This window comes from Phenylobacterium montanum (assembly GCF_018135625.1).
Taxonomy (GTDB): Bacteria; Pseudomonadota; Alphaproteobacteria; order Caulobacterales; family Caulobacteraceae; genus Poindextera; species Poindextera montana.
The window spans coordinates 4,605,248-4,624,172 of sequence record NZ_CP073078.1 but is presented as its reverse complement, the minus strand read 5'-3'; the positions used below and the strand labels follow the sequence as shown (position 1 = coordinate 4,624,172).

The following is an 18,925-nucleotide window of genomic DNA, read 5'->3' as shown; positions in this document are numbered from 1 at the left end:
TGACAACAGATCAATTTCAATGCGCGGTTGCGCTACAGTTTGCCCACGAGTTGTGCCCTTTGGGATCAAATGTGGCTCGCTCGCTGAAGTGGCGCTGACAGAGTAACAGCGTGTCGTCGGCTACATGAAGCCGGCCGCTGGTCAGCTCCTTGTCGCGAGCTACACAATCTTCGTGGCCGACACCCCTCCTCCAGCAATGAGCTTTTGACGACGATAGCAGTTGTCCTGCACGGCGAAGATGAGCGACGAACTGCTCCGCGGCGCCCCTCCCATTCGATCGGGCAATAGCCGAGACCCGGGCAGTTTGCGGTCAGCTTCGGATCGCTGACGCTGGGCTAGCCGCCTAGCGGTTGGCGCAAGCCGCACGAGCTCGTCGCCGGTTTCGCCAAAAACGAAGGCCCCGGCGTTTGGCGCGGGGCCTTCCTCTGCTTCGCCACAGAGTCGGGGGACGAGTGTGGCGATCTCAGATGCCTGACACTGAGCGTTACCTGAAGCGCTGTGAACGAATTTTTAGATATGACCGATCACAAGGTCGTTGGTGCGTATTGCGGATTTGGCCATCGCGGCGGGCTCCGCTCGGGACACAAAGGTGATCGGTTGAGCCAGAATCGGTGGCCAAATCCGCCGAGCACAATCCCCCTTTCCAGCCGGTAGTACTGTGGCGTGCAAAGGTTCGCGCGATCGGCATAGAGCCTGTCCGCGAACGCCCGGTCTCGCGCCGCGAAGTCTCACCACCTTGCCTGGTCGCTCTCGAACGCGCGCTTCCCGGTTCGACGCCAGAGCGCCAATGTGTCATTCCTTTCGCCGGCCTGAAGCATGGCGGCGAGGGACAGGAACGCGCCGTAGAGAACCGCGCGATCATCGCCGGTGAGCTCGACCAGGCCAGCTTTCTGCACCAGGCCGCCGAGCTCGATCAGATGACGGGTTCGTTCGCGCCGCTGCATCACCCACGCCCGCGTGTCGGTCCTGGATCGCTGCAGTTCAAGCCGACGCCGAGCCGCCGTCGTTCGCTTGCTGGCTTCCCGCGTCGCCAGCAGCACCGCCCTCAGCGCCGGCCCCGCGACGTTGAAAGAAGGCCTGCCCCTTCCTCCTCCATCCCTCCTTCCTGGTCGCGTCAGTGATCTGGACGAGACCCAGGAGCCCGCCGGCGAGCACCTCAACGTCGAGCGCATCGGCTCCGGTAGCGATCACCAGCTCGCCCAGCTGCCGCATCTTGCGCTCTTTGAGGGCCTTCGCCTTGGCCTCCAGCGCTTTCAGTTCAGCATCGAAGTCGATCGGTTTGCGCATGGGAGACTCCATCAGGCTCTGACGCGCTGATGATAAGGCTGCCCCTCTCAGAATGCTCTGAGGTCGCAGGAACGGCGTGAGACGACCCGGTCCCTCCCGAGATTTTTTCTTGGGAGGGCGCGCTTATACGTCGTGCCGACGTTCGCTCTAGAGCGTAGTTGGATCGCCGTTATGGCGATCTATCATTTCTCGGCCAAGGTGATCAGCCGCGCCGCCGGCGCCAGCGCCGTGGCCGCGGCCGCCTATCGCTCGGCCTCGCGGCTGCGCGATGCGCGTCTGGATCGCAGCCATGACTTCTCCAACAAGGCCGGCGTCGTCCACTCCGAGGTCATGCTGCCGGACGGCGCGCCAGCGGAGTGGTCCGACCGCGAGGCGCTTTGGAACGCGGTCGAGGCTGCAGAAGTCCGCCGCGACGCCCAGCTCGCCCGCGAGATCGAGTTCGCCATTCCGCGGGAGATGGACAAGGCCGACGGCATCGCTCTCGCCCGCGACTTCGTGCAGCGCGAGTTCGTGGATCGGGGCATGGTCGCCGATCTCAATGTGCATTGGGACATGGGCGCCGATGGCCTGGCCAAGCCGCATGCGCATGTGATGCTGACCATGCGGTCGGCGGATGAAGAGGGTTTCGGAGCCAAGGTCCGAGACTGGAACCGCACCGCGCTGGTCGAACACTGGCGTGAGGCCTGGGCCGATCATGTCAACACGCGCCTGGCCGAGCTCGACATCGAGGCGAGGATCGACCACCGCAGCCTCGAAGCGCAGGGGATCGAGCTCGAGCCGCAGCACAAGATCGGGCCGGCGGCGCAGCGCATGGCCGATGAGGGTCTGGAGGCCGATCGGCTCGACGAGCATCGCGAGATCGCGAGGTCCAACGGCGAGCGGATCATCGGAGATCCCAGACTCGCCTTGGATGCCATCACCCGGCAGCAGGCCACCTTCACCGAGCGCGACCTGGCGATGTTCATCCATCGCCATTCCGACGGCCTGGAGCAATTCAACGAGGCGATCGGGGCGGTTCACGCCTCGCCGGATCTGGTGGCGCTCGGCAAGGACGGGCATGGCTTCGACCGCTTCACCAGCCGCGAGATGCTGGAGGTGGAAGAGCGCCTGATCCGCAGCTCGGCCCTGATGGCCGAGCGCGAGCGGCATGGGGTGAGCGACCGGGATCGCGAGCGCGCCCGGGCGCAAGCGGAAGCCCGCGGCCTCAGCCTCTCCGGCGAGCAGAAGGACGCCTTCGAACATCTCACCGAAGGCAAGGACCTCGGCGTCGTGGTCGGCTACGCCGGGACCGGCAAATCGGCCATGCTGGGCGTGGCCCGCGAAGCCTGGGAGAGCGCGGGCTACGAGGTCCGGGGCCTCGCCCTCTCCGGCATCGCCGCCGAAAACCTTGAGAGCGGATCAGGCATCGCCTCGCGGACGATCGCCAGCCTCGAGCATGCCTGGTCGCAAGGCCGAGACGAACTCACCTTCCGCGATGTGCTGGTGATCGACGAGGCCGGTATGATCGGCTCGCGGCAGATGGAGCGGGTGCTGTCAGCGGCGCAGGACGCCGGCGCCAAGGTGGTGCTGGTCGGCGATCCTGAGCAGCTGCAGGCGATCGAGGCCGGGGCCGCGTTCCGCGCCATCGCCGAGCGTCATCCGCACGTCGAGATCACTGAGATCCGGCGCCAACAGGAGGCCTGGCAGCGGGAAGCCACGCGCCAGTTGGCCACAGGCCGGACGGCCGAAGCGCTGGAGGCCTTCGACGCCCATGGCCGGGTGCATGTCGCCGAAACGCGAGTACAGGCGCGAGAAGACTTGGTGGATCGCTGGGATGCAGATCGCACGGCGGCGCCGGACCAGAGCCGCATCATCCTCGCCCACACCAATGACGATGTGCGCGAGCTCAATCTCCTGGCGCGTAATCGCCTCCGCCAGGCCGCCGCGCTCGGCCTGGATGTTGACGTCCTGTCCGAGCGCGGCGACCGCAGCTTCGCGGCCGGCGATCGGATCATGTTCCTCAAGAACGACCGCGGCCTTGGCGTGAAGAACGGCATGTTGGGCGAGATCGTCGAGGTCTCGCCGAGCCGGATGAGCGTGCATCTCGATGCTGGCCGCGATGTCGCCTTCGACCTGAAGGACTATAATCAGGTCGACCACGGCTATGCCGCCACCATCCACAAGGCCCAGGGCGTCACCGTCGATCGCACTCACGTCCTGGCGACGCCAGGCCTGGATCGCCACGGGACCTACGTCGCCCTTTCCCGCCATCGCGGCCAGGTCGATCTGCACTACGGCAAGGACGACTTCGAAAGCACCGACCACCTCGCCCGCGGGCTGAGCCGCGAGCGGGCCAAGGACATGGCCACCGACTTCGCCGAGGCGGCAGAGCCCAAGGCGCCCAAGCGCAGCATCTTCTCCGGGTTCAAGCCGGCCGCGCCGGCGCGCACGCCGGAGATCGCGCCCATGGATCGAGGCGAGATCGCCCGGCGCCGCGCGATCGAGCGGCACGCCCGGGCCGCGGCCGACGTCGAACGGATGCGGGCCCGTGGGCTACCCGCCCTCGCCCACCAGCGCCAGGCGCTGGACCAGGCGCGCGAGGCGCTGAGCAAGAGCGACCGATACGCTGTGCGGGACTTGGAACAGGCCTATGCGCGCGAGCCGGGACTGCTCGCAGAGACCGCGGGCGGACGCACTCAGCGGGCTGTGCGGGTGCTCCAGCTGGAGGCGGAGATTCGCAGCAATCCCGCGTTGCGCGCGGAACGCTTCGTCGAGCGCTGGCAGGGGCTGGAGCGGCAGCGCGCCGCGCTCTGGGCGGACGGCGATGTCGCCGGGGCGAGCCGCGTTCGCGAGCAGATGGGCGCCATGGCCAAGAGTCTGGAGCGCGATCCGCAGGTCGACTCGCTGCTCGCCAACCGGCGGCGCGAGCTTGGGATCGACCTTGAGCTTCGGCGCGGCCTCAGCGTCGGCGACAGCCTTACCCAATACCTCGGCCTTGGCCGCGGCCGGAACATCGGCCTTGGCCTTTGATGGAGACGGACGATGGAGCAGCAATCGGACTTGGAAGAACCGGTAGATTCGGCCGCCCTGGCCTTCGAGGGCCTTCGGCGAGAGGTGGCCCTGCTCAATGTCGCTATCGGCGGCTTGGCCGCCGAGCGAGCCTCGTCGCCGGACTACAGCCAGAGCCTGGCCGAAATCGTCCAACAGGTCAGCCGCATCGCCGGCGGCATGCGCAAGTTCTCTGAGGCTCCCGCGCTGCAGCTCACCCCCGACGATGTGGGGCGGCGGATCGCTTTGGCCGGGACGGAGGCGAGGCGGCAGGAGCAGGCGGCCCTGCAGGGGGCAAAGGCGAGCCTTGAGCGGGCCGCGGCCGGTGTAAGCAGTTGCGCCGCCTCGGCGCGGCTTGCCGGCCTGCAGAACCGGCGGCTGCTCCAGGTCGGCGCCGCAGCGCTCGTGTTCGGCGCGGTGCTCGGCGTCGTCCTGCCGGGCGTCGTGGCGAGAAGCGTTCCCGGTCGCTGGGCCTGGCCGGAAAGGATGGCGGCCGGGCTGCTGCATCGGGACCTGTGGTCCGCCGGTGAGCGGCTGCTATCGGTGGCAGACCCCGATCGTTGGGGACGGATGCAGGCTGCGCAGGCGTCAGCCCAGCACGACTATGCTAAGGCCGAATCCAGTGCTCCGCCCCGCTTTTCCCGGCCGAAGCGGTCGCGGTCTGTGCATACCCAGGCGCCGCGCGCCGAGGCTGGGGATTCCCGCTGATCGGCGCTGGACAGGTCGGCGCGGAGGGTGTGAAGTCGTTCTATATTTGTTCCCGACGGAGCGCAGAATGCTGACCCAAAAGATCGATGGAGCCCTGGACGCCATCCTGGCCTGCATGATGCGCGTGCCGGCGTTGCGGGACACCTATCGCCCCGGCACGCCCGAACGGGCCGCCCTGGACGATCTCCTGGCCTCGCTGCAGCGAGCCGATGCGGTGCTGTTCCACCGCGGGCCTGATGTGCCCTCCCCTGCCGCCCTCGGCGCCGGCGAAGCGCCTGGCCGCTTGCAACCCTGGCTCGAACGCCGGACATAGGGATGCGATGAAGACTGAGCTCGACCATCTGCCGGAGGCAAAGCGCCGCGAGCTTCAGCGCGTGGTCGAGATCCTGTTCGCCGAATTCCAGGACGCCATTGCGCTCGGCACCCAGGCGCACAAGAAGCAGGGCCGGATCCTCAAGGTGATCCTCTACGGCTCCTATGCCCGCGGCGACTGGGTCGACGATCCTGTCGGCGGCTACAAATCCGACTATGACCTCCTGGTCGTGGTCAACCACGACCGACTTACCGACATGGTGGAGTACTGGGCCAAGGCCGAGGACCATCTCATGCGCGAGATGAACATCGACCATCGCCTGTCGGCGCCAGTCAGCCTGATCGTCCACACCGTGGCCGACGTGAATGCGCAGCTGAAACGTGGGCGGCCTTTCTTCGTCGATATCGTGCGCGACGGGATCGCGCTCTACGAGGCGCCAGGGCATGAGTTCGCGCATCCCGAGCCGTTGTCACCGGCCGAAGCGCTCAAGGAGGCGCAGGAGTATTTCGACGAGTGGCTTCCGAGCGCCGTAGCGTTCCAAAAGGGTGCGGCTTTTTACGTCTCGGAAGACCGGCCTAAGGAGGCCGCATTTTCCCTGCACCAGGCGGCTGAGCGGCTCTATCACTGCGTCCTTCTGGTGCTAACCCTCTACTCCCCTCGCGCGCACAAGGTCAATTTCCTGCGCTCGCAGGCTGAGCAACTGGACGCGAGGCTCGTATCGGCCTGGCCGCGTGCAACCAAATTCGAGCAGCGCTGCTTCGAGCTGCTGCGGCGAGCCTACGTCGATGCGCGCTATTCGCCGCACTACAGGATCTCGAAAGAAGAGTTGGATTGGCTCGGTGAACGGGTAGCTCTGTTGCAGGGTGCGGTACGAACGGTTTGCCAGGACCGGCTCGACGCCTTGCGCCGACGAAGCTGAGCGCAGACGCTCAAACGTCCGCTTCGGTCTCCCGCGGATCGAAATCCCCGCATCGTACGGGCAATTGCACGCGTGGATACGCTCTGAGGCAAGCCGGCATTGTTGCCTGCGCTCCGGTGTCTAGCTCTGGCTCATCGTACCTCTCGATGTCCCACGACAGGAGCCGACGTGATGACTGAGCCCGACCGAATTCTTCGTATTCGCACTGTGCTGCAACGGACCGGCCTGAGCCGTTCAACGCTCTATAGGAAGATTCTGGAAGGCTCGTTTCCGCGCCAAGTCAAAATCAGCGTCCATGGCGCTGGCTGGCGCGAGTCCGCAGTGAACCGATGGATCGAAGATCCTGTCACTTTCCGCGACGATGAGCTGAAGCAGCCGGCGAGGCATCGACGAAATGCGCAAAGCCGCGCATCCCGCTAGCCCAAATCAACCATTTCAGAATTGACGGGCGCAAAGATGGGCTAGACCCAACGCTGCCCAATTTTCTTATATTTTTCAATGGGATATGGCGGAGAGGGAGGGATTCGAACCCTCGATACCCTTGCGAGTATGCCGCATTTCGAGTGCGGTGCTTTCAACCGCTCAGCCACCTCTCCGGAAGCGTCGGGGCGCTGGCGGCGCCTTGAGCGAGGGCGCGGAACCTAGCGGCGGCGGATCGCTTTCGCAAGGGCTCCGCGCACGGAAATGTGACGCTGGCGGTGCGACTTTTCAGACGTGGTCGTGGCCGCCGATGCGGCCCGGCCGCCAGTAGCCCTCGGCGGTGATCTGGGCGCGGTCGAAACCCATCACCATCAGGGCGTGACGCTGGGCGCGGACCTGGCTGGTCTCGCCCAGCACATAGGCGTGGGCGCCGCGGGGGTCGGGGCCCAGGGCCAGCAGGCGGTCGAGGTTCAGGCGGCTGGCCGGCCCCTCGCCCGGCGCGCGACGGCGCCATTCGACGGTGACCTCGGCGCGGGTATTCAAGGGCTGAACCTCGGCGTCGGGCTCGATCTCGATCAGGGCCAGGCCCTCGGCGCCCTGGGGCAGGCGCTCGGCCATGGCGAAGAAGGCCGGCAGGGCGGTCTCGTCGCCCACGAACAGATGGCGCCGGGCGGTGGGTTCCAGGCGGGTGCGACCGCGCGGGCCATAGGCGGTGATGCGCTCGCCCAGGCGGGCGGCGGCCAGCCAGGCCTCGGCGGCGCCCTCGCCGTGCCGGACGAGGTCGATGTCCAGGCGCAGTTCCAGCGGGTCGAAATGGCGGATGGTGTAGTGGCGGCCGGCGCGCTCGCCGCCCGGCAGGGGCAGTTCCAGCACCAGGTCATTGCCTGGCGTCCAGGCCAGGCGGTCGAGGTCGTCGCCGATGAGGCCGATGCGGGTAAGGCGCGGGCCGAGGGACGCGACCGAGACCAGGGTCAGGTCCATCGCCTGGCCATGGCGGCGGCGCAGCCAGGCGCGGGGGTCCGAACGGCCGGGAAGAGAGGGGGTGTGAAGGTTCATATTCGAAATGCTCCAGATATATCGATTTACTAGATATATCTAACTTGCATCGATCGCAAGGGCGGCGTGACGCCGGGAGCAGATTTCAGGCCGGGTTCGGCGGCGGCGCCGGCCCTGTCAGGCGGTGCGAGGCCAGGACCCAGGCGGCGGCGGCCTGGACCACGCCCGAGACCAGGATGCTGAGCGGGGCGTAGGTCAGAAGCGGCGAGAACAGGACGACGCCCACGCGGGCGCCCAGGGTCTGGTCGATCACGGCGCCGACGGCATAGAGCAGCACCAGGGCGATCACGGTCGACAGGTCGCCGCGGCTGGGCTGCGGCCCGAAGCGGAAGAAGGTGATCACGCCCAGGTCGCGGATCAGGAACACCAGGGCCGCGAGGATGGCGATCGGCGCAGGGGGCTGGCCGACGTCGCCCCGCGGCAGGGCCATGGCGGCGATGGCGGCGAGAACGGTCAGGGCCAGGGCGAACAGGGCCGCGGGCGCGCCACCCACCGCCTCGCCCAGCCGCCCGGCGTGCAGCGCGGCCCAGAACCGGCGCAGGCGCACCGGGTCGGCCGGCTCGACGAAGGCGGCGGCGTAGGTCAGGCCCGCCAGCACCACCCCGCCGGCCAGGGCGCGACCCAGCCCGCCCTCCAGCGGATTGGCCAGGCCCGCGCGCCAGACGGCGGCGAAGACCAGAAAGGCCAGCCACGTCCAGGGGCTGTTCTTCATCTGCAGTTCCAGCCGCATCAGCCGCCAGGCGCCGACTACGGCCCAGGCGGCGAACAGCCAGGCGCTGGCTGCCGCGAACAGGGCGCCGTCGATCTCCTGGCCCCAGACGTTGATCGGGGCGTGGGGCGAGGCCTGGCCCATATGGCCTGCCCAGTGGCGTCCGGCGCCGGGCAGGTGTTGGCTGAGCGAGCTCAAGAGAAAGAGGCCGCCCAGCACGCCCACCAGCACCGCCCCGCCTGTGGCGACGCGCCCCTCGGCCCGGGCCTTGCGCACCCCGACCAGGGCCGCGCCCATGGCGCAGGCCTGGAAGAACACGGTCATGGCCAGGAGGCCCAGGACCAGCAGGGCGGCGTCGCTTGTATCGACCAGCTGGGCCAGGGCCGCGCCGCCGACGAAGAGGCCGACCAGGGCGCCGATCCAGGCGAGGCCCGCGGCGCCGAACAGCTTGCCCCAGGTCATCGCCCAGGGCGAGATGGCCGACAGCCGCTGGAAATCCCAGGTGCGGCCCCTGATCTCCTCCAGCACCGAGCCACCGGCGGCGCGGGCGGTCCAAATCAGGCCGCAGGCGATGTAGATCGCAAACCCCGTGGCGGACATGGCGGCGGCCAGCTTGTGCGGCTCGCCGTGGCCCAGCATCCAGGCCGCGCCGAGGATCAGGCCCAGGGTCAGGGCCAACCCCACCTGACGGCGCGGGGTCAGCTCCAGCCAGAGGTTGCGCTCGAATTCCGGGTTCATGGCTGGGGCTCCCCAGGGTCGGGCGCGGCGCGGGCCTGGTCGAGATAGGTCTGTTCCAGGGTCGGCCGCTGCGGGACGAAGGCGCGGACCTTGAGGCCAGCCGCCACCAGCCGCGCCAGGAGGCCGGCCTCCGCCTCGGGCCCGCCCGCCAGGCGCAGACGGAAGGCGGAGGGGGTCAGGCCCTCAGGGACCAGGCCCAGCCCGGACAGGAGTTCGGCCAAGCCCTCGCGCGGGGCGGCCAGCTCCACCGCCACCAGCTCGGCCTCGGCCGCCGGGCCGTGGGCGCTGACCACCCCGCCGCCGGCGATGCGGCCCTCGCGCAACATCAGCATGCGGGTGGAATAGTCCTCCAGCTCGGCCAGGATGTGGGAGGAGACGACGATGGTCATGCCCTCGCCCGACAGGCGCCGGATCAGGTCGGACAGCGAGCGGCGCGCCTCCGGGTCCAGCCCCGCGGCGGGCTCGTCGAGCAGCAGCACCCGCGGCCGGTGCACCAGGGCCTGGGCGATGGCCAGCCGCTGGCGCAGCCCCCGCGACAGGTGGCCAGCCAGCTGGTCCATGCGATCGGAAAGCTGCACCCGCCCGGCCGCTGCCTCGGCCGCGCCCCTCGCCTCGCCGGCCGCCACACCGCGCGAGCGCGCCGCATAGACCAGGGACTGGGCCACGCTGAGCTGGTCATAGAGGCCGTAGAAATCGGGCAGATAGCCCAGGGCCGCATGCACGCCTCGCGGATCGGCCTGGGTGTCCAGGCCGGCGATGGCGATACGCCCCTCGGCCGGGGCGTCCAGCGCGGCCATGCAGCGCAGCAGGGTGGTCTTGCCCGCCCCGTTCGGCCCCACCAGGGCCAGCACCGCCCCTTCGGCCACCTCGAAGCTGACCTGGTGCAGCACCCTGGCGGTCGGGTAGTCGTAGGCTACGCCGCGCACCACGATCATGGGCCAGGGCTCCAAAGGTCTTGGACGGCCAGCAAACGTGGCGAAGCGGCGCGGTTCAAGTGAATTAATCGACAGGCGGGCATGGTCACGGTTAGAAGCGCGGCATGATCGACCTCTTCTCTGCGGCCGCCGCGCCGCACGCCCCCGCGCCCCTCGTGCCCACGCCCGCCAAGGTCGACGCCGTGGTCCAGGCGGCCATGGACGGCCACCCGCGCCTGTTGCAGCGGATGATGGACGGCCTGGGCCAGATGGCGGTCAACCTGGTGGTGGCGGCCCTGATCGCGGTGGTCACCATCTGGGTCTCGGGCTGGGTGGCCGGGCTGGTGCGCCGGGCGATCGGGCGGCTGTCGCGGACCAACGGCAACGAGTCGATCCTGCAGAGCTTTGTCCCCTCGCTCGCGCGCTGGGCGATCCTGATCTTCGGCCTGATCGCGGTGCTGGAGCAGCTGGGGGTCAAGACCACCTCGATCCTGGCTATCCTTGGCGCCGCCTCGCTGGCCGTGGGCCTGGCCCTGCAGGGCTCGCTGAGCAATGTGGCGGCCAGCGTGATGATCCTGATCCTGCGGCCCTACCGCATCGGCGACTTTGTCGAGATCAACGGCAAGATGGGCACGGTTCGGGGCCTGGACCTCTTCGGCACCCGCCTGGCCGACCCGGACAACCTGGAAATCTTCATGCCGAACAGCAAGGTGTTCGGCGAGATGATCATCAACTACTCCTCGCCGTCGAACCGGCGCATGGAGCTGAACTTCCGCCTCGACTACGACGACGACGCCGACCACGCCCTGGCCGTGCTGAAGGACTGCATCGCCGCCGACAAGCGCATCCTGGCCAAGCCCGAGCCCTGGACCGGGATCACCGCCCTGGGCGATAGCGCCGTCACCGTGACCCTGCGCGCCTGGGCGCCGGTCGGAACCTATTGGGACGTGCGCTTCGCCATGCTCAAGCGGGTCAAGGACCGCTTCAAGGCCGAGGGCTTCCGCGTTCCCTATCCGCGCCAGATCAGCACCGAGACCGAGCCGCGCGCCGCCGCCCGCAAGCACGCGCCGCGGCGCGCCGAGCCGGACGCCCCGCCCAAGGCCAGCCGGCGCAAGAGCTCGGCGAACCAGCCGACCAGCCAGGAGGGCGGCTGAGGGCGGCCGATCCGGTCCATTGCAGGTATTCGGCGGCGGCGTATAAGACTTGGCCAGCGCATCCATCCGATGCGCAGCCTCCGGGGGGAGCGCAGGACATGGCCAAACCCATCAAGTTCGCCCACGTCGTCTATATGACGCGGCGCTATGACGAGATGATCGCCTGGTATCGGCAGGTGTTCGAGGCCGAGGTCGCGCATGGCGATCCGGTCTTCACCTTCATGACCTATGACGACGAACACCACCGCTTCGCCTTCGCCAATCTGGATATATTGAGGCCCGGCGCCCCGGCCGAGGCCGAGCGCGGCGAGATCGGCGTCAATCACGTGGCCTACACCTACGCCGACGTGGGCGACCTCCTACAGACCTATGCGCGGCTGAAGGCGGCGGGGATCACGCCCTATTGGCCAGTCCACCATGGCATCACGCTGTCGCTGTACTACCGGGATCCGGACGGCAACCGGATGGAGTTCCAGGTCGACTGCATGACGGCGGCCGAGGCCAATCGCTACATGACGAGCGAAGCCTTCGCCGCCAATCCGGCCGGGATAGAGTTCGATCCGGACCGGCTGCTGGCTCAGTACGAAAGCGGCGTTGCCGACGAGGTGCTGTTGAGGTTCCCTGATGGTGCGCCTCGGCCGCTGCCGGAGGCGCATGGATTGAGCTGAGGGGGAGCGGGGTTGAGGCCGCGTGCGGTTGCTTTCGCTCGTTTGCAATCGTCAGCCCTCCCCTCAACCCGCCATTCCGGACGAAGGGAGCGCAGCGACCGAAGATCCGGAACCCAGCCGCCCCGAACTCGCGGCAGCGATGGCACGCAGCGTCGAGATTGAATCTGCTGGGTCCCTGATATGCGCGCTCTTGCGAGCGCTCCGTCAGGGATGACGATCTTTTGGGAATTGCGGGGAATTTCGCTCGCCGCACTCTCCCCCAAACCGCTTGAAGGCGGGATTTTCCATCCTGTGATCCGGTCAACGGCGAGGCCGTGAAGCGGTCGCTGCGCGACCCTTGACCGGATCAGGGGGATGGAAACACGATCATCCAAGCGATTCAGGGGCGGCCATGCGCACGCGCATCATGTACATCGAGAACAAGGCCACCGGGCTGACCGGTCCGTGCAGGATCGGGCTGGTGCGCTTCTCCAAGACCGGGGCTACGCTTTACTATGGTGATCGCGCCTTCAAGAGCCTGACTGGCTCGGGTTTCAAGGCGAACTATTTCGACCAGGTGAGCGGCGAGCACTTCTGGATTTCCGGCCCGCGACGCGACGGCGCTGACGGTCTTTACGGCCGGATCACCCAGCCGGAAAACGTCGACGCCGACGTGGCCGAACCCTATTGGCGCGACATTCGCGGACTGGGCTCGGCGCCCGTGGCGACAACAGGCCGGGTGGGTGCGAGCCTCGAGCCAGATGCGGACGATCGGCTGCCTTACGAAAACCGGGATTTGGTAGAACACCCGCGCCCAGCGGATGATGCAACACCGTCGATCGGCCGAGGCCGCAAGGCGACTCGCATCGAACGCCGGTTGAGGACCTTGAGCCCTCAGACTGAGCCTCGCTAGACGCGTCCGCCGATCATGGGGATGAGCGCCGACAGATGGCGCCCTCCCCCCTACCCCTTCATCGGATCCCAGCCGCCCGACCGCCCAGCCGGCTTGGCGCCGCCCGCCGCGCGTTGCGGCTTGCCGCGGCCGCCGCCATTGCCCTGGCGCTGGCCTTGCGGTGCGCCCTGGCCCGAGCCCTGGCCGTCGCGGCCGCGGTGGCCGTGCGGCTTGGGTCCGCGGTGATGCTGCGGCTTGGCCGGGCGCGGCTTGGCCTGCGGCAGGGACTGTTCCGGCGCCGGGCCCGAGGTGGTGGCGGCCGTGATCAGGCCCAGGCCCTTGTCGTTGCGCCGGTCCCAGGAGGGGATGGTCTGGCGGGTCAGCTTCTGGATGTCTTTCAGCAGGTTCCGCTCATCGTCGGCGCAGAAGCTGATGGCGATGCCGGCCGCGCCGGCGCGGGCCGTGCGGCCGATGCGGTGGACATAGGCTTCCGGCGTCTGCGGCAGTTCGTACTGGATCACGTGGCTGACCGCGTCGACGTCGATCCCGCGGGCGGCGATGTCGGTGGCGATCAGGGCGCGGGCCTTGCCGGCCTTGAAGGCGGCGAGCGCCCGTTCGCGCTGGCTCTGGGATTTGTCGCCGTGGATGGCGGCGGCGTCGACGCCGGCGTCTTCCAGGTACTTGGCCACGCGGTCGGCGCCGCGCTTGGTGCGGGTGAAGACCAGGGCGCGGGTGACGTCCTTGGACTCGAACATCTCGGCCAGCAGGGCGCGCTTGCGCGGGGCCTCGATGAACAGGATCTTCTGCTCGACCCGCTCGGCGGTGGTGGCGACCGGGGTCACGGCCACCTTGACCGGATCGTTCAGGAGTTCATCGGCCAGCTTGCCGATCTCGCCGGGCATGGTGGCCGAGAAGAACAGGTTCTGGCGCTTGCGGCTCATGCCGGAGACGATGCGGCGGATGGGCTGCAGGAAGCCCAGGTCCAGCATCTGGTCGGCCTCGTCCAGCACCAGGATCTCAGTGGAGGAGAGGTCGGCGGTGCGCTCGCCCAGGTGGTCGATCAGGCGGCCGGGGGTGGCGACCAGGATGTCGACCCCGTGGGCCAGGGCCTTGACCTGCGGGCCGTATTTGGCGCCGCCGAACACCACGGTCACAGAGACGCCCATGTGAGCGCCATAGGTGCGGAAGCTCTCGGCGATCTGGCTGGCCAGTTCGCGCGTGGGCGACAGCACGACACAGCGGGCGCCGCGGCGCGGGGCAGGCTTCTTGTCTTCAGCCAAGCGATGCAGGATCGGCAGGGCGAAGGCGGCGGTCTTGCCGGTGCCGGTCTGGGCGATGCCCAGAAGGTCCCTGCCCAGCATGACCGGAGGGATGGCCTGGGCCTGGATTGGGGTCGGCTTTTCATAGCCCTCGGCGGCCAGCGCTTTCAGGAGCGGCTTGGCGAGGCCGAGGTCGGTGAATTGGGTCACGTAGGAATAACTTTCATCATGCGCCAAGGACGCCACCACGGTCATCGCGGTCGCGTCGGGCGGGGTTTGCAAACGCCCCGCGTGATCTGGGCGATCGATGGATCAGAGGTCTCTGGCGCCCGGCAGGCTGGGACCAATCGGTCCCTTCACGCGGCTGCGGCGCCTAAAGCAAAGGCTCGATGCGCTTGCGCGATCGAGACGATGGCGCGGTTTGTCTGCTCATTGGCGAGAAAAGTCAAGTCGCGGCGGTTTCAGGCTCCGCCACCTGGGGCTTGCGCCAGCGCCAGAGGGCGTAGACCACCAGGCCCAGCAGGTTCCAGATCAGGAAGAATACCCGCGTCTTGGTCGGCAGGCTCCAGAACAGGTAGAGGCAGCCGAGGATCGCCCCCGGCGCCACCACCCAGGCCAGTGGGGTGCGGTAGATGCGGGGCAGGTCCGGCTCGCGCCGGCGCAGGATCAGAAGGCAGGCCGAGACGGCGACGAAGGCGGTCAGGGTGCCGGTATTGGCCAGGGAGGCGATCTGGTCGAGCGGCGCGAGGCCGGCCAGGGCGGCGACGCAGATGGCGGTGACGATGGTCATGCGCACCGGAACCTTGGTCCTGGCGTGCACCTTGGACAGGCCCTGGGGCAACAGGCCGTCGCGGGCCATGACGAAGAAGATCCGGCTCTGGCCGTAGAGGAAGGCCAGGATCACGGTCGGCAGGGCGATCACCGCCGCCGCGCCGATCACGATCGCCGCCTGGCCGTGGCCGAGCTGGCGCAGGATCAGGGCCAGGGGCTCGGGGCTGCCGGCGAAGGCCTTGAACGACACCGCACCCACCGCCGAGGCGGCGACGGCGATGTAGATGGCGGTGCAGACCAGCATGGAGCCGATGATGCCGATCGGCAGGTCGCGGCCGGGGTTCTTGGTCTCTTCGGCGGCGGTGGACAGGGTGTCGAAGCCGTAGAAGGCGAAGAAGATGATCGCCGCGGCCGCCATCACCCCATGCTTGACCCCGTCGATCGGGTGAGCGGCCAGGCCATAGGGCATGAAGGGGTGGAAGTTGGCCGCGTCCATACGCGGGGCGGCGACGGCGATGAACAGGGCGAGGGCCGCGACCTTGATCACGACCAGCACCGCGTTGACCGTGGCGCTTTCGCGCGTGCCGAGCATCAGGAGAAAGGCGATGACGAACACGATCAGCACGGCCGGCAGGTTGACCAGGCCACCGGCCAGGAGGCCCGCGGTCAGAGCCTGGGGCAGGTGGACTCCGATGGCGCTCAGAAAGCCAGTGGCGTAGCCGGCCCAGCCGACCGCCACCGCGCTGGTGCCGACCGAGTATTCCAGGAGCAAGCTCCAACCCACCACCCAGGCCACCACCTCGCCCACCACGGCATAGGTGTAGGTATAGGCGCCGCCTGAGGCCGGCATCAGGGTCGCAACCTCCGCATAGGCCAGGGCCGCGCAGGCGCAGACCGCGCCGGCGATCAGGAACGACAGGATCACCGCCGGCCCGGCCAGGTTCGCCCCCACCCCGGTCAGGGTGTAGATGCCGGTGCCGACGATGGCGCCCACGCCCAGCGGGATCAGGTGCCACCAGCTCAGCGAAGGCTTCAGCCGATGGTCCGGGTGCAGCGCCTCCAGCGAAACCGACTTGCGCCGCATCAGCCCGTTCATGAAATCCCCTGGCGGTGGTTATAGAGGGCGGGCCTCATCGCATGGCTGGGCTACGCGCGCCACTGCGGATCAACAGTGCGGCTAAGCCGGCGGCCGCCAGCGCTCAAGCATCCGCTTATAACCGTTCCGCTCGGCGAGGCGGGCCATGTAGGCGGTGACGGCCTCGGCATAGCGGTCCTGCAGGCCAAGCCGGGCGCCGAATTCGAGGGCGTAGCAGACCGAGATGTCGGCGGCGCTGAACTCCGCGCCGGCCATGAAGGGCGCCTCGCCCAGACGTTGCTCGACCAGTTTCAGGCGGCCGGTGAACATCTGCACCGCCGTGCGGGCGCCGAAATTGTCCTTCTCGCCTTCCGGCGCGGCGAAGCGACTGGCGACCAGGATGTTGACGAACGACGCCATGCCCGCCTCGCCCAGGTGCAGGAACTGCAGATAGGCCGGCCGCTCGGGCGCGCCCGTCGCCGGCACCAGCCCGCCGGGGCCGTAGCGTTCCAGCAGGTACTCCATCACGGCCAAGGACTCGACCATGTGGACGTCGCCATCGACCATGGCCGGCAGAAAGCCGCCCGGGTTGACAGCCATGAACTCGGCGTCCTCCATCCGTCGCCTGAGGTCGACGGCGCGCAGCTCATAGGCCACGCCCAGCTCCTCCAGCAGCCACTGCACCCGCATCGACCGGCTGGGCCAGCCGCCATAGACCCGGATCATGTCGCCCTCCGCTTGCGGCGCGCGCGCCTGGGATGACCTTCGCCGATATCGGCGAAGCGGCAAGCCGAATTGCGGCGCCGCACGCCTGCCTGTGGCAAATCAGCCACTTCGCCCGATTTTTTCTTGCTTCGTTAAGCGCATCACCGGCATGGTCCGGCCGCGCTCTCGGGGGCGCCCCATTGGTCCGGTCGCGGAGCGCCAGGCCAGCATCGTCGATTTTTGTCTGGTCTGTTTTGGGGAAACGATGCCTCAGTTCGATCCGCGCCGGTCGTCCTTTCACCTTGCGCCTCGCCTATTCGTCGCCGTCGCCGGCATCGCCGCCCTGGGCGTCGGCTTGAGCCTGCGTCACGCGGCGCCAAGCAAGCCCCTCGCGGCCCAGCCCGCCAGCCCGGTCGCTGTCGCCGCCCTCCAGGCCCAGGCCTTCGCCCAGTCATCCGCTCCGGCCGGCTTTTCAGCGCCTGTGGAGACGCCGGTCACGGTGCGCTCGGGCGAGACCCTGCAGGCGGCGGTGCTGCGCACCGGCGTCGCCCCCGACGAGGCCCGCCAGGTGGTGACCGAACTCGGCAAGGCTTTCGACACCATCCACATCAAGGCGGGCCTTGCCTTCCAGGCCGCCGTCGCCGGGCCGCTCGATCGCCGCGGACCGCTGCGGCTGGTGGGGCTTTCGCTGCGCGCCAGCCCCGTCAAGTCCGTCACCCTCGCGCGCAGCTTCGACGGCTCCCTTCGCCTGCGCGAGTTGGAGGAGAAGGTCCGCGACGAGACCACGGTGGCCAAGGGCCAGATGAACGGCTCGCTCTACGAATCGGCCGAGGCCGCCGGCGCCACGCCGACCCTGACCGCCGAGGTCGCCAAGCTGTTCTCGCGCAAGCTGGACTTCAGCCGCGACATCCAGCCGGGCGACGAGTTCAAGCTGGTGTTCGACCGCAAGGTCACCGAGAGTGGCCGCACCGTCGAGGCCGGCGAACTGCTCTATGCCGAGATCGGCGCCAAGGGCCAGGTGACCCGCTTTTACCGCTTCAAGGAGCCTGGCGCGGCTCAGCCCGAGTTCTTCGACGAAACTGGCAAGAACATCAAAGGCTTCCTGCTCAAAACCCCGGTCGACGGCGCCCGCGTAACCTCCGGCTTCGGCATGAGGATGCACCCGATTCTGGGCTATACGCGCATGCACCAGGGGATCGACTTCGGCGTGCCCACCGGCACCCCTGTCTATGCGGCCGGCGACGGGGTGGTGGAAGAGGCGCGCTGGGCCGGCGGCTATGGACGCTGGATGAAGCTGAAGCACACCGGGGGCTGGGAGACAGCCTATGGCCACCTGTCCGGCTGGGTCGTGCGCGCGGGCCAGCATGTGCATCAGGGCCAGGTGATCGCCTATTCCGGCTCGACCGGCGAATCCACCGGCCCGCACCTGCATTACGAGGTGATGAACGCCGGCCGCAAGATCGACCCCAAGAGCGCCAAGGTGCCCGCCGGAACCATTCTGGCCGGCCGCGATCTCGCCGCGTTCAGGGCGGAGAAGGCGCATGTGGACCAGTTGCTGGCCGGGGCTCCGCAAAACGCCGCGTCGCGCAACCTGGCCGACGCCGGGACCATCTTGCTGCGCTGAAACACGAAACCCGCCACCCGCCACAAGCCTGTCAGGCTCGTTCAGGTCGGGTTCATGGCGCGGGTCCGATCATGCCTCCAACGTCAGCCACGGGGCCGCACGACGCCGGCCCCCCTTCCGCGGACGCAAGACCTTGGAGGCTAGCATGAAGAAGATTCTGACCGCCGCACTTGCGGCCCTCACCCTCGGCGGCGCGGCCGTCGCGACCGCCACGCCGGCATCGGCCCATCCCTGGGGCGGCGGATGGCATGGCGGCGGCTGGCACGGCGGCGGCTGGCATGGTGGCGGTTGGCATGACGGCTGGCGCGGCGACGACGCCGGCCTCGCCCTCGGTGCGGGCCTCGCCGGCCTGTTCGTCGGCGCCACCCTCGCCGATCATCCGCACTACTACGGCCCGGGCTATTATTACGGCCCGCCCCCGGCCTATGGCGTCTGCTGGGCGCCCCGCCGGGTCTGGGACCCCTACTATGGCGGCTGGATCGTGCAGAACGTCCGCTATCCCTGCTGACGCTTTCAGCGGTCTGACGTCCGCCTGACACCTGGAGGGCCCGAGCGCGAACCCCGCGCCCGGGCCCTTTCTCGTGCGCGGTCACGGCGAGGCTGATCCAGATCAAGCCTCGCAAGGAACGCCGGAAAAATCGCCGCACCCCCTCTTGAAGCCCCTTTTGAGCGCTCTACTTAGTATCGCGAAGGCGCTGGAAAGCCGG

General features: G+C 68.4%; 18 protein-coding genes and 1 tRNA gene. 10 read left to right on the top strand and 9 right to left on the bottom strand.

Translation table 11 applies throughout. The features are described 5' to 3' along the window. Positions 1–728: 728 nt before the first annotated feature. A complete protein-coding gene (locus KCG34_RS21090; protein WP_211937572.1) occupies positions 729–944 on the bottom strand; it encodes a conjugal transfer protein TraD in 216 nt (71 codons plus the stop codon). A 37-nt stretch (positions 945–981) separates the two neighbouring features. Beyond that, a complete protein-coding gene (locus tag KCG34_RS21085) occupies positions 982–1,287 on the bottom strand; it encodes a conjugal transfer protein TraD (RefSeq protein ID WP_211937571.1) in 306 nt (101 codons plus the stop codon). Between the two features lie 171 nt (positions 1,288–1,458). Between KCG34_RS21085 and traA the strand changes: the two genes are divergently transcribed. The 5 genes from traA (at position 1,459) to KCG34_RS21060 (ending at position 6,674) form a co-directional block, all read left to right on the top strand. After that, the gene (traA, locus tag KCG34_RS21080) at positions 1,459–4,296 is read left to right on the top strand and encodes a Ti-type conjugative transfer relaxase TraA (protein ID WP_211937570.1); all 2,838 of its coding nucleotides are present in this window, start codon (positions 1,459–1,461) and stop codon (positions 4,294–4,296) included. Between the two features lie 12 nt (positions 4,297–4,308). Further along, the gene (locus KCG34_RS21075; protein ID WP_211937569.1) at positions 4,309–5,022 is read left to right on the top strand and encodes a DUF6118 family protein; all 714 of its coding nucleotides are present in this window, start codon (positions 4,309–4,311) and stop codon (positions 5,020–5,022) included. Positions 5,023–5,089: 67 nt separating this feature from the next. After that, a complete protein-coding gene (locus KCG34_RS21070) occupies positions 5,090–5,335 on the top strand; it encodes a hypothetical protein (RefSeq protein WP_211937568.1) in 246 nt (81 codons plus the stop codon). Between the two features lie 7 nt (positions 5,336–5,342). Beyond that, complete coding sequence (locus KCG34_RS21065) at positions 5,343–6,254, top strand: HEPN domain-containing protein (protein WP_211937567.1); 912 nt, start codon at positions 5,343–5,345, stop codon at positions 6,252–6,254. Positions 6,255–6,425: 171 nt separating this feature from the next. After that, positions 6,426–6,674 (top strand): helix-turn-helix transcriptional regulator, encoded by a 249-nt coding sequence (locus tag KCG34_RS21060; protein WP_211937566.1) that lies wholly within the window; start codon positions 6,426–6,428, stop codon positions 6,672–6,674. A gap of 86 nt (positions 6,675–6,760) precedes the next feature. Here KCG34_RS21060 and KCG34_RS21055 read toward each other — a convergent pair. The 4 genes from KCG34_RS21055 to KCG34_RS21040 form a co-directional block, all read right to left on the bottom strand. Then, a tRNA-Ser gene (locus tag KCG34_RS21055) sits at positions 6,761–6,850 on the bottom strand. Between the two features lie 112 nt (positions 6,851–6,962). Next, positions 6,963–7,730 (bottom strand): siderophore-interacting protein, encoded by a 768-nt coding sequence (locus KCG34_RS21050; protein ID WP_211937565.1) that lies wholly within the window; start codon positions 7,728–7,730, stop codon positions 6,963–6,965. An 85-nt stretch (positions 7,731–7,815) separates the two neighbouring features. After that, the gene (locus KCG34_RS21045; protein WP_211937564.1) at positions 7,816–9,177 is read right to left on the bottom strand and encodes a hypothetical protein; all 1,362 of its coding nucleotides are present in this window, start codon (positions 9,175–9,177) and stop codon (positions 7,816–7,818) included. Next, entirely contained in the window at positions 9,174–10,112 is a 939-nt protein-coding gene (locus KCG34_RS21040) for an ABC transporter ATP-binding protein (protein ID WP_211937563.1), read from the bottom strand. Before KCG34_RS21040 ends, KCG34_RS21045 begins: the two co-directional genes overlap by 4 nt. A gap of 104 nt (positions 10,113–10,216) precedes the next feature. On the opposite strand from KCG34_RS21040, the gene KCG34_RS21035 reads away from it, so the two are divergent. The 3 genes from KCG34_RS21035 (at position 10,217) to KCG34_RS21025 (ending at position 12,805) form a co-directional block, all read left to right on the top strand. Next, on the top strand, positions 10,217–11,245 hold the full coding sequence (locus KCG34_RS21035; RefSeq protein WP_249138101.1) for a mechanosensitive ion channel family protein: 1,029 nt from the start codon (positions 10,217–10,219) through the stop codon (positions 11,243–11,245). A gap of 98 nt (positions 11,246–11,343) precedes the next feature. Then, complete coding sequence (locus KCG34_RS21030; protein ID WP_211937562.1) at positions 11,344–11,913, top strand: VOC family protein; 570 nt, start codon at positions 11,344–11,346, stop codon at positions 11,911–11,913. 391 nt (positions 11,914–12,304) lie between these two features. Beyond that, positions 12,305–12,805, top strand: a complete 501-nt coding sequence (locus tag KCG34_RS21025; protein WP_211937561.1) for a hypothetical protein — start codon at positions 12,305–12,307, stop codon at positions 12,803–12,805. A 50-nt stretch (positions 12,806–12,855) separates the two neighbouring features. Here the strand turns inward: KCG34_RS21025 and KCG34_RS21020 are convergent, their stop codons facing one another. The 3 genes from KCG34_RS21020 to KCG34_RS21010 form a co-directional block, all read right to left on the bottom strand. After that, positions 12,856–14,253, bottom strand: coding sequence for a DEAD/DEAH box helicase (locus KCG34_RS21020; protein WP_211937560.1), 1,398 nt, complete (start codon positions 14,251–14,253; stop codon positions 12,856–12,858). A gap of 235 nt (positions 14,254–14,488) precedes the next feature. Then, a complete protein-coding gene (locus tag KCG34_RS21015; RefSeq protein WP_211937559.1) occupies positions 14,489–15,910 on the bottom strand; it encodes an amino acid permease in 1,422 nt (473 codons plus the stop codon). An 81-nt stretch (positions 15,911–15,991) separates the two neighbouring features. Then, a complete protein-coding gene (locus KCG34_RS21010; RefSeq protein ID WP_211937558.1) occupies positions 15,992–16,615 on the bottom strand; it encodes a glutathione S-transferase family protein in 624 nt (207 codons plus the stop codon). Between the two features lie 244 nt (positions 16,616–16,859). On the opposite strand from KCG34_RS21010, the gene KCG34_RS21005 reads away from it, so the two are divergent. Together KCG34_RS21005 and KCG34_RS21000 are read left to right on the top strand one after the other, a co-directional pair. After that, complete coding sequence (locus tag KCG34_RS21005; RefSeq protein WP_211937557.1) at positions 16,860–18,218, top strand: M23 family metallopeptidase; 1,359 nt, start codon at positions 16,860–16,862, stop codon at positions 18,216–18,218. A gap of 145 nt (positions 18,219–18,363) precedes the next feature. After that, entirely contained in the window at positions 18,364–18,726 is a 363-nt protein-coding gene (locus KCG34_RS21000) for a hypothetical protein (RefSeq protein WP_211937556.1), read from the top strand. The last annotated feature ends 199 nt before the right edge of the window (positions 18,727–18,925 follow it).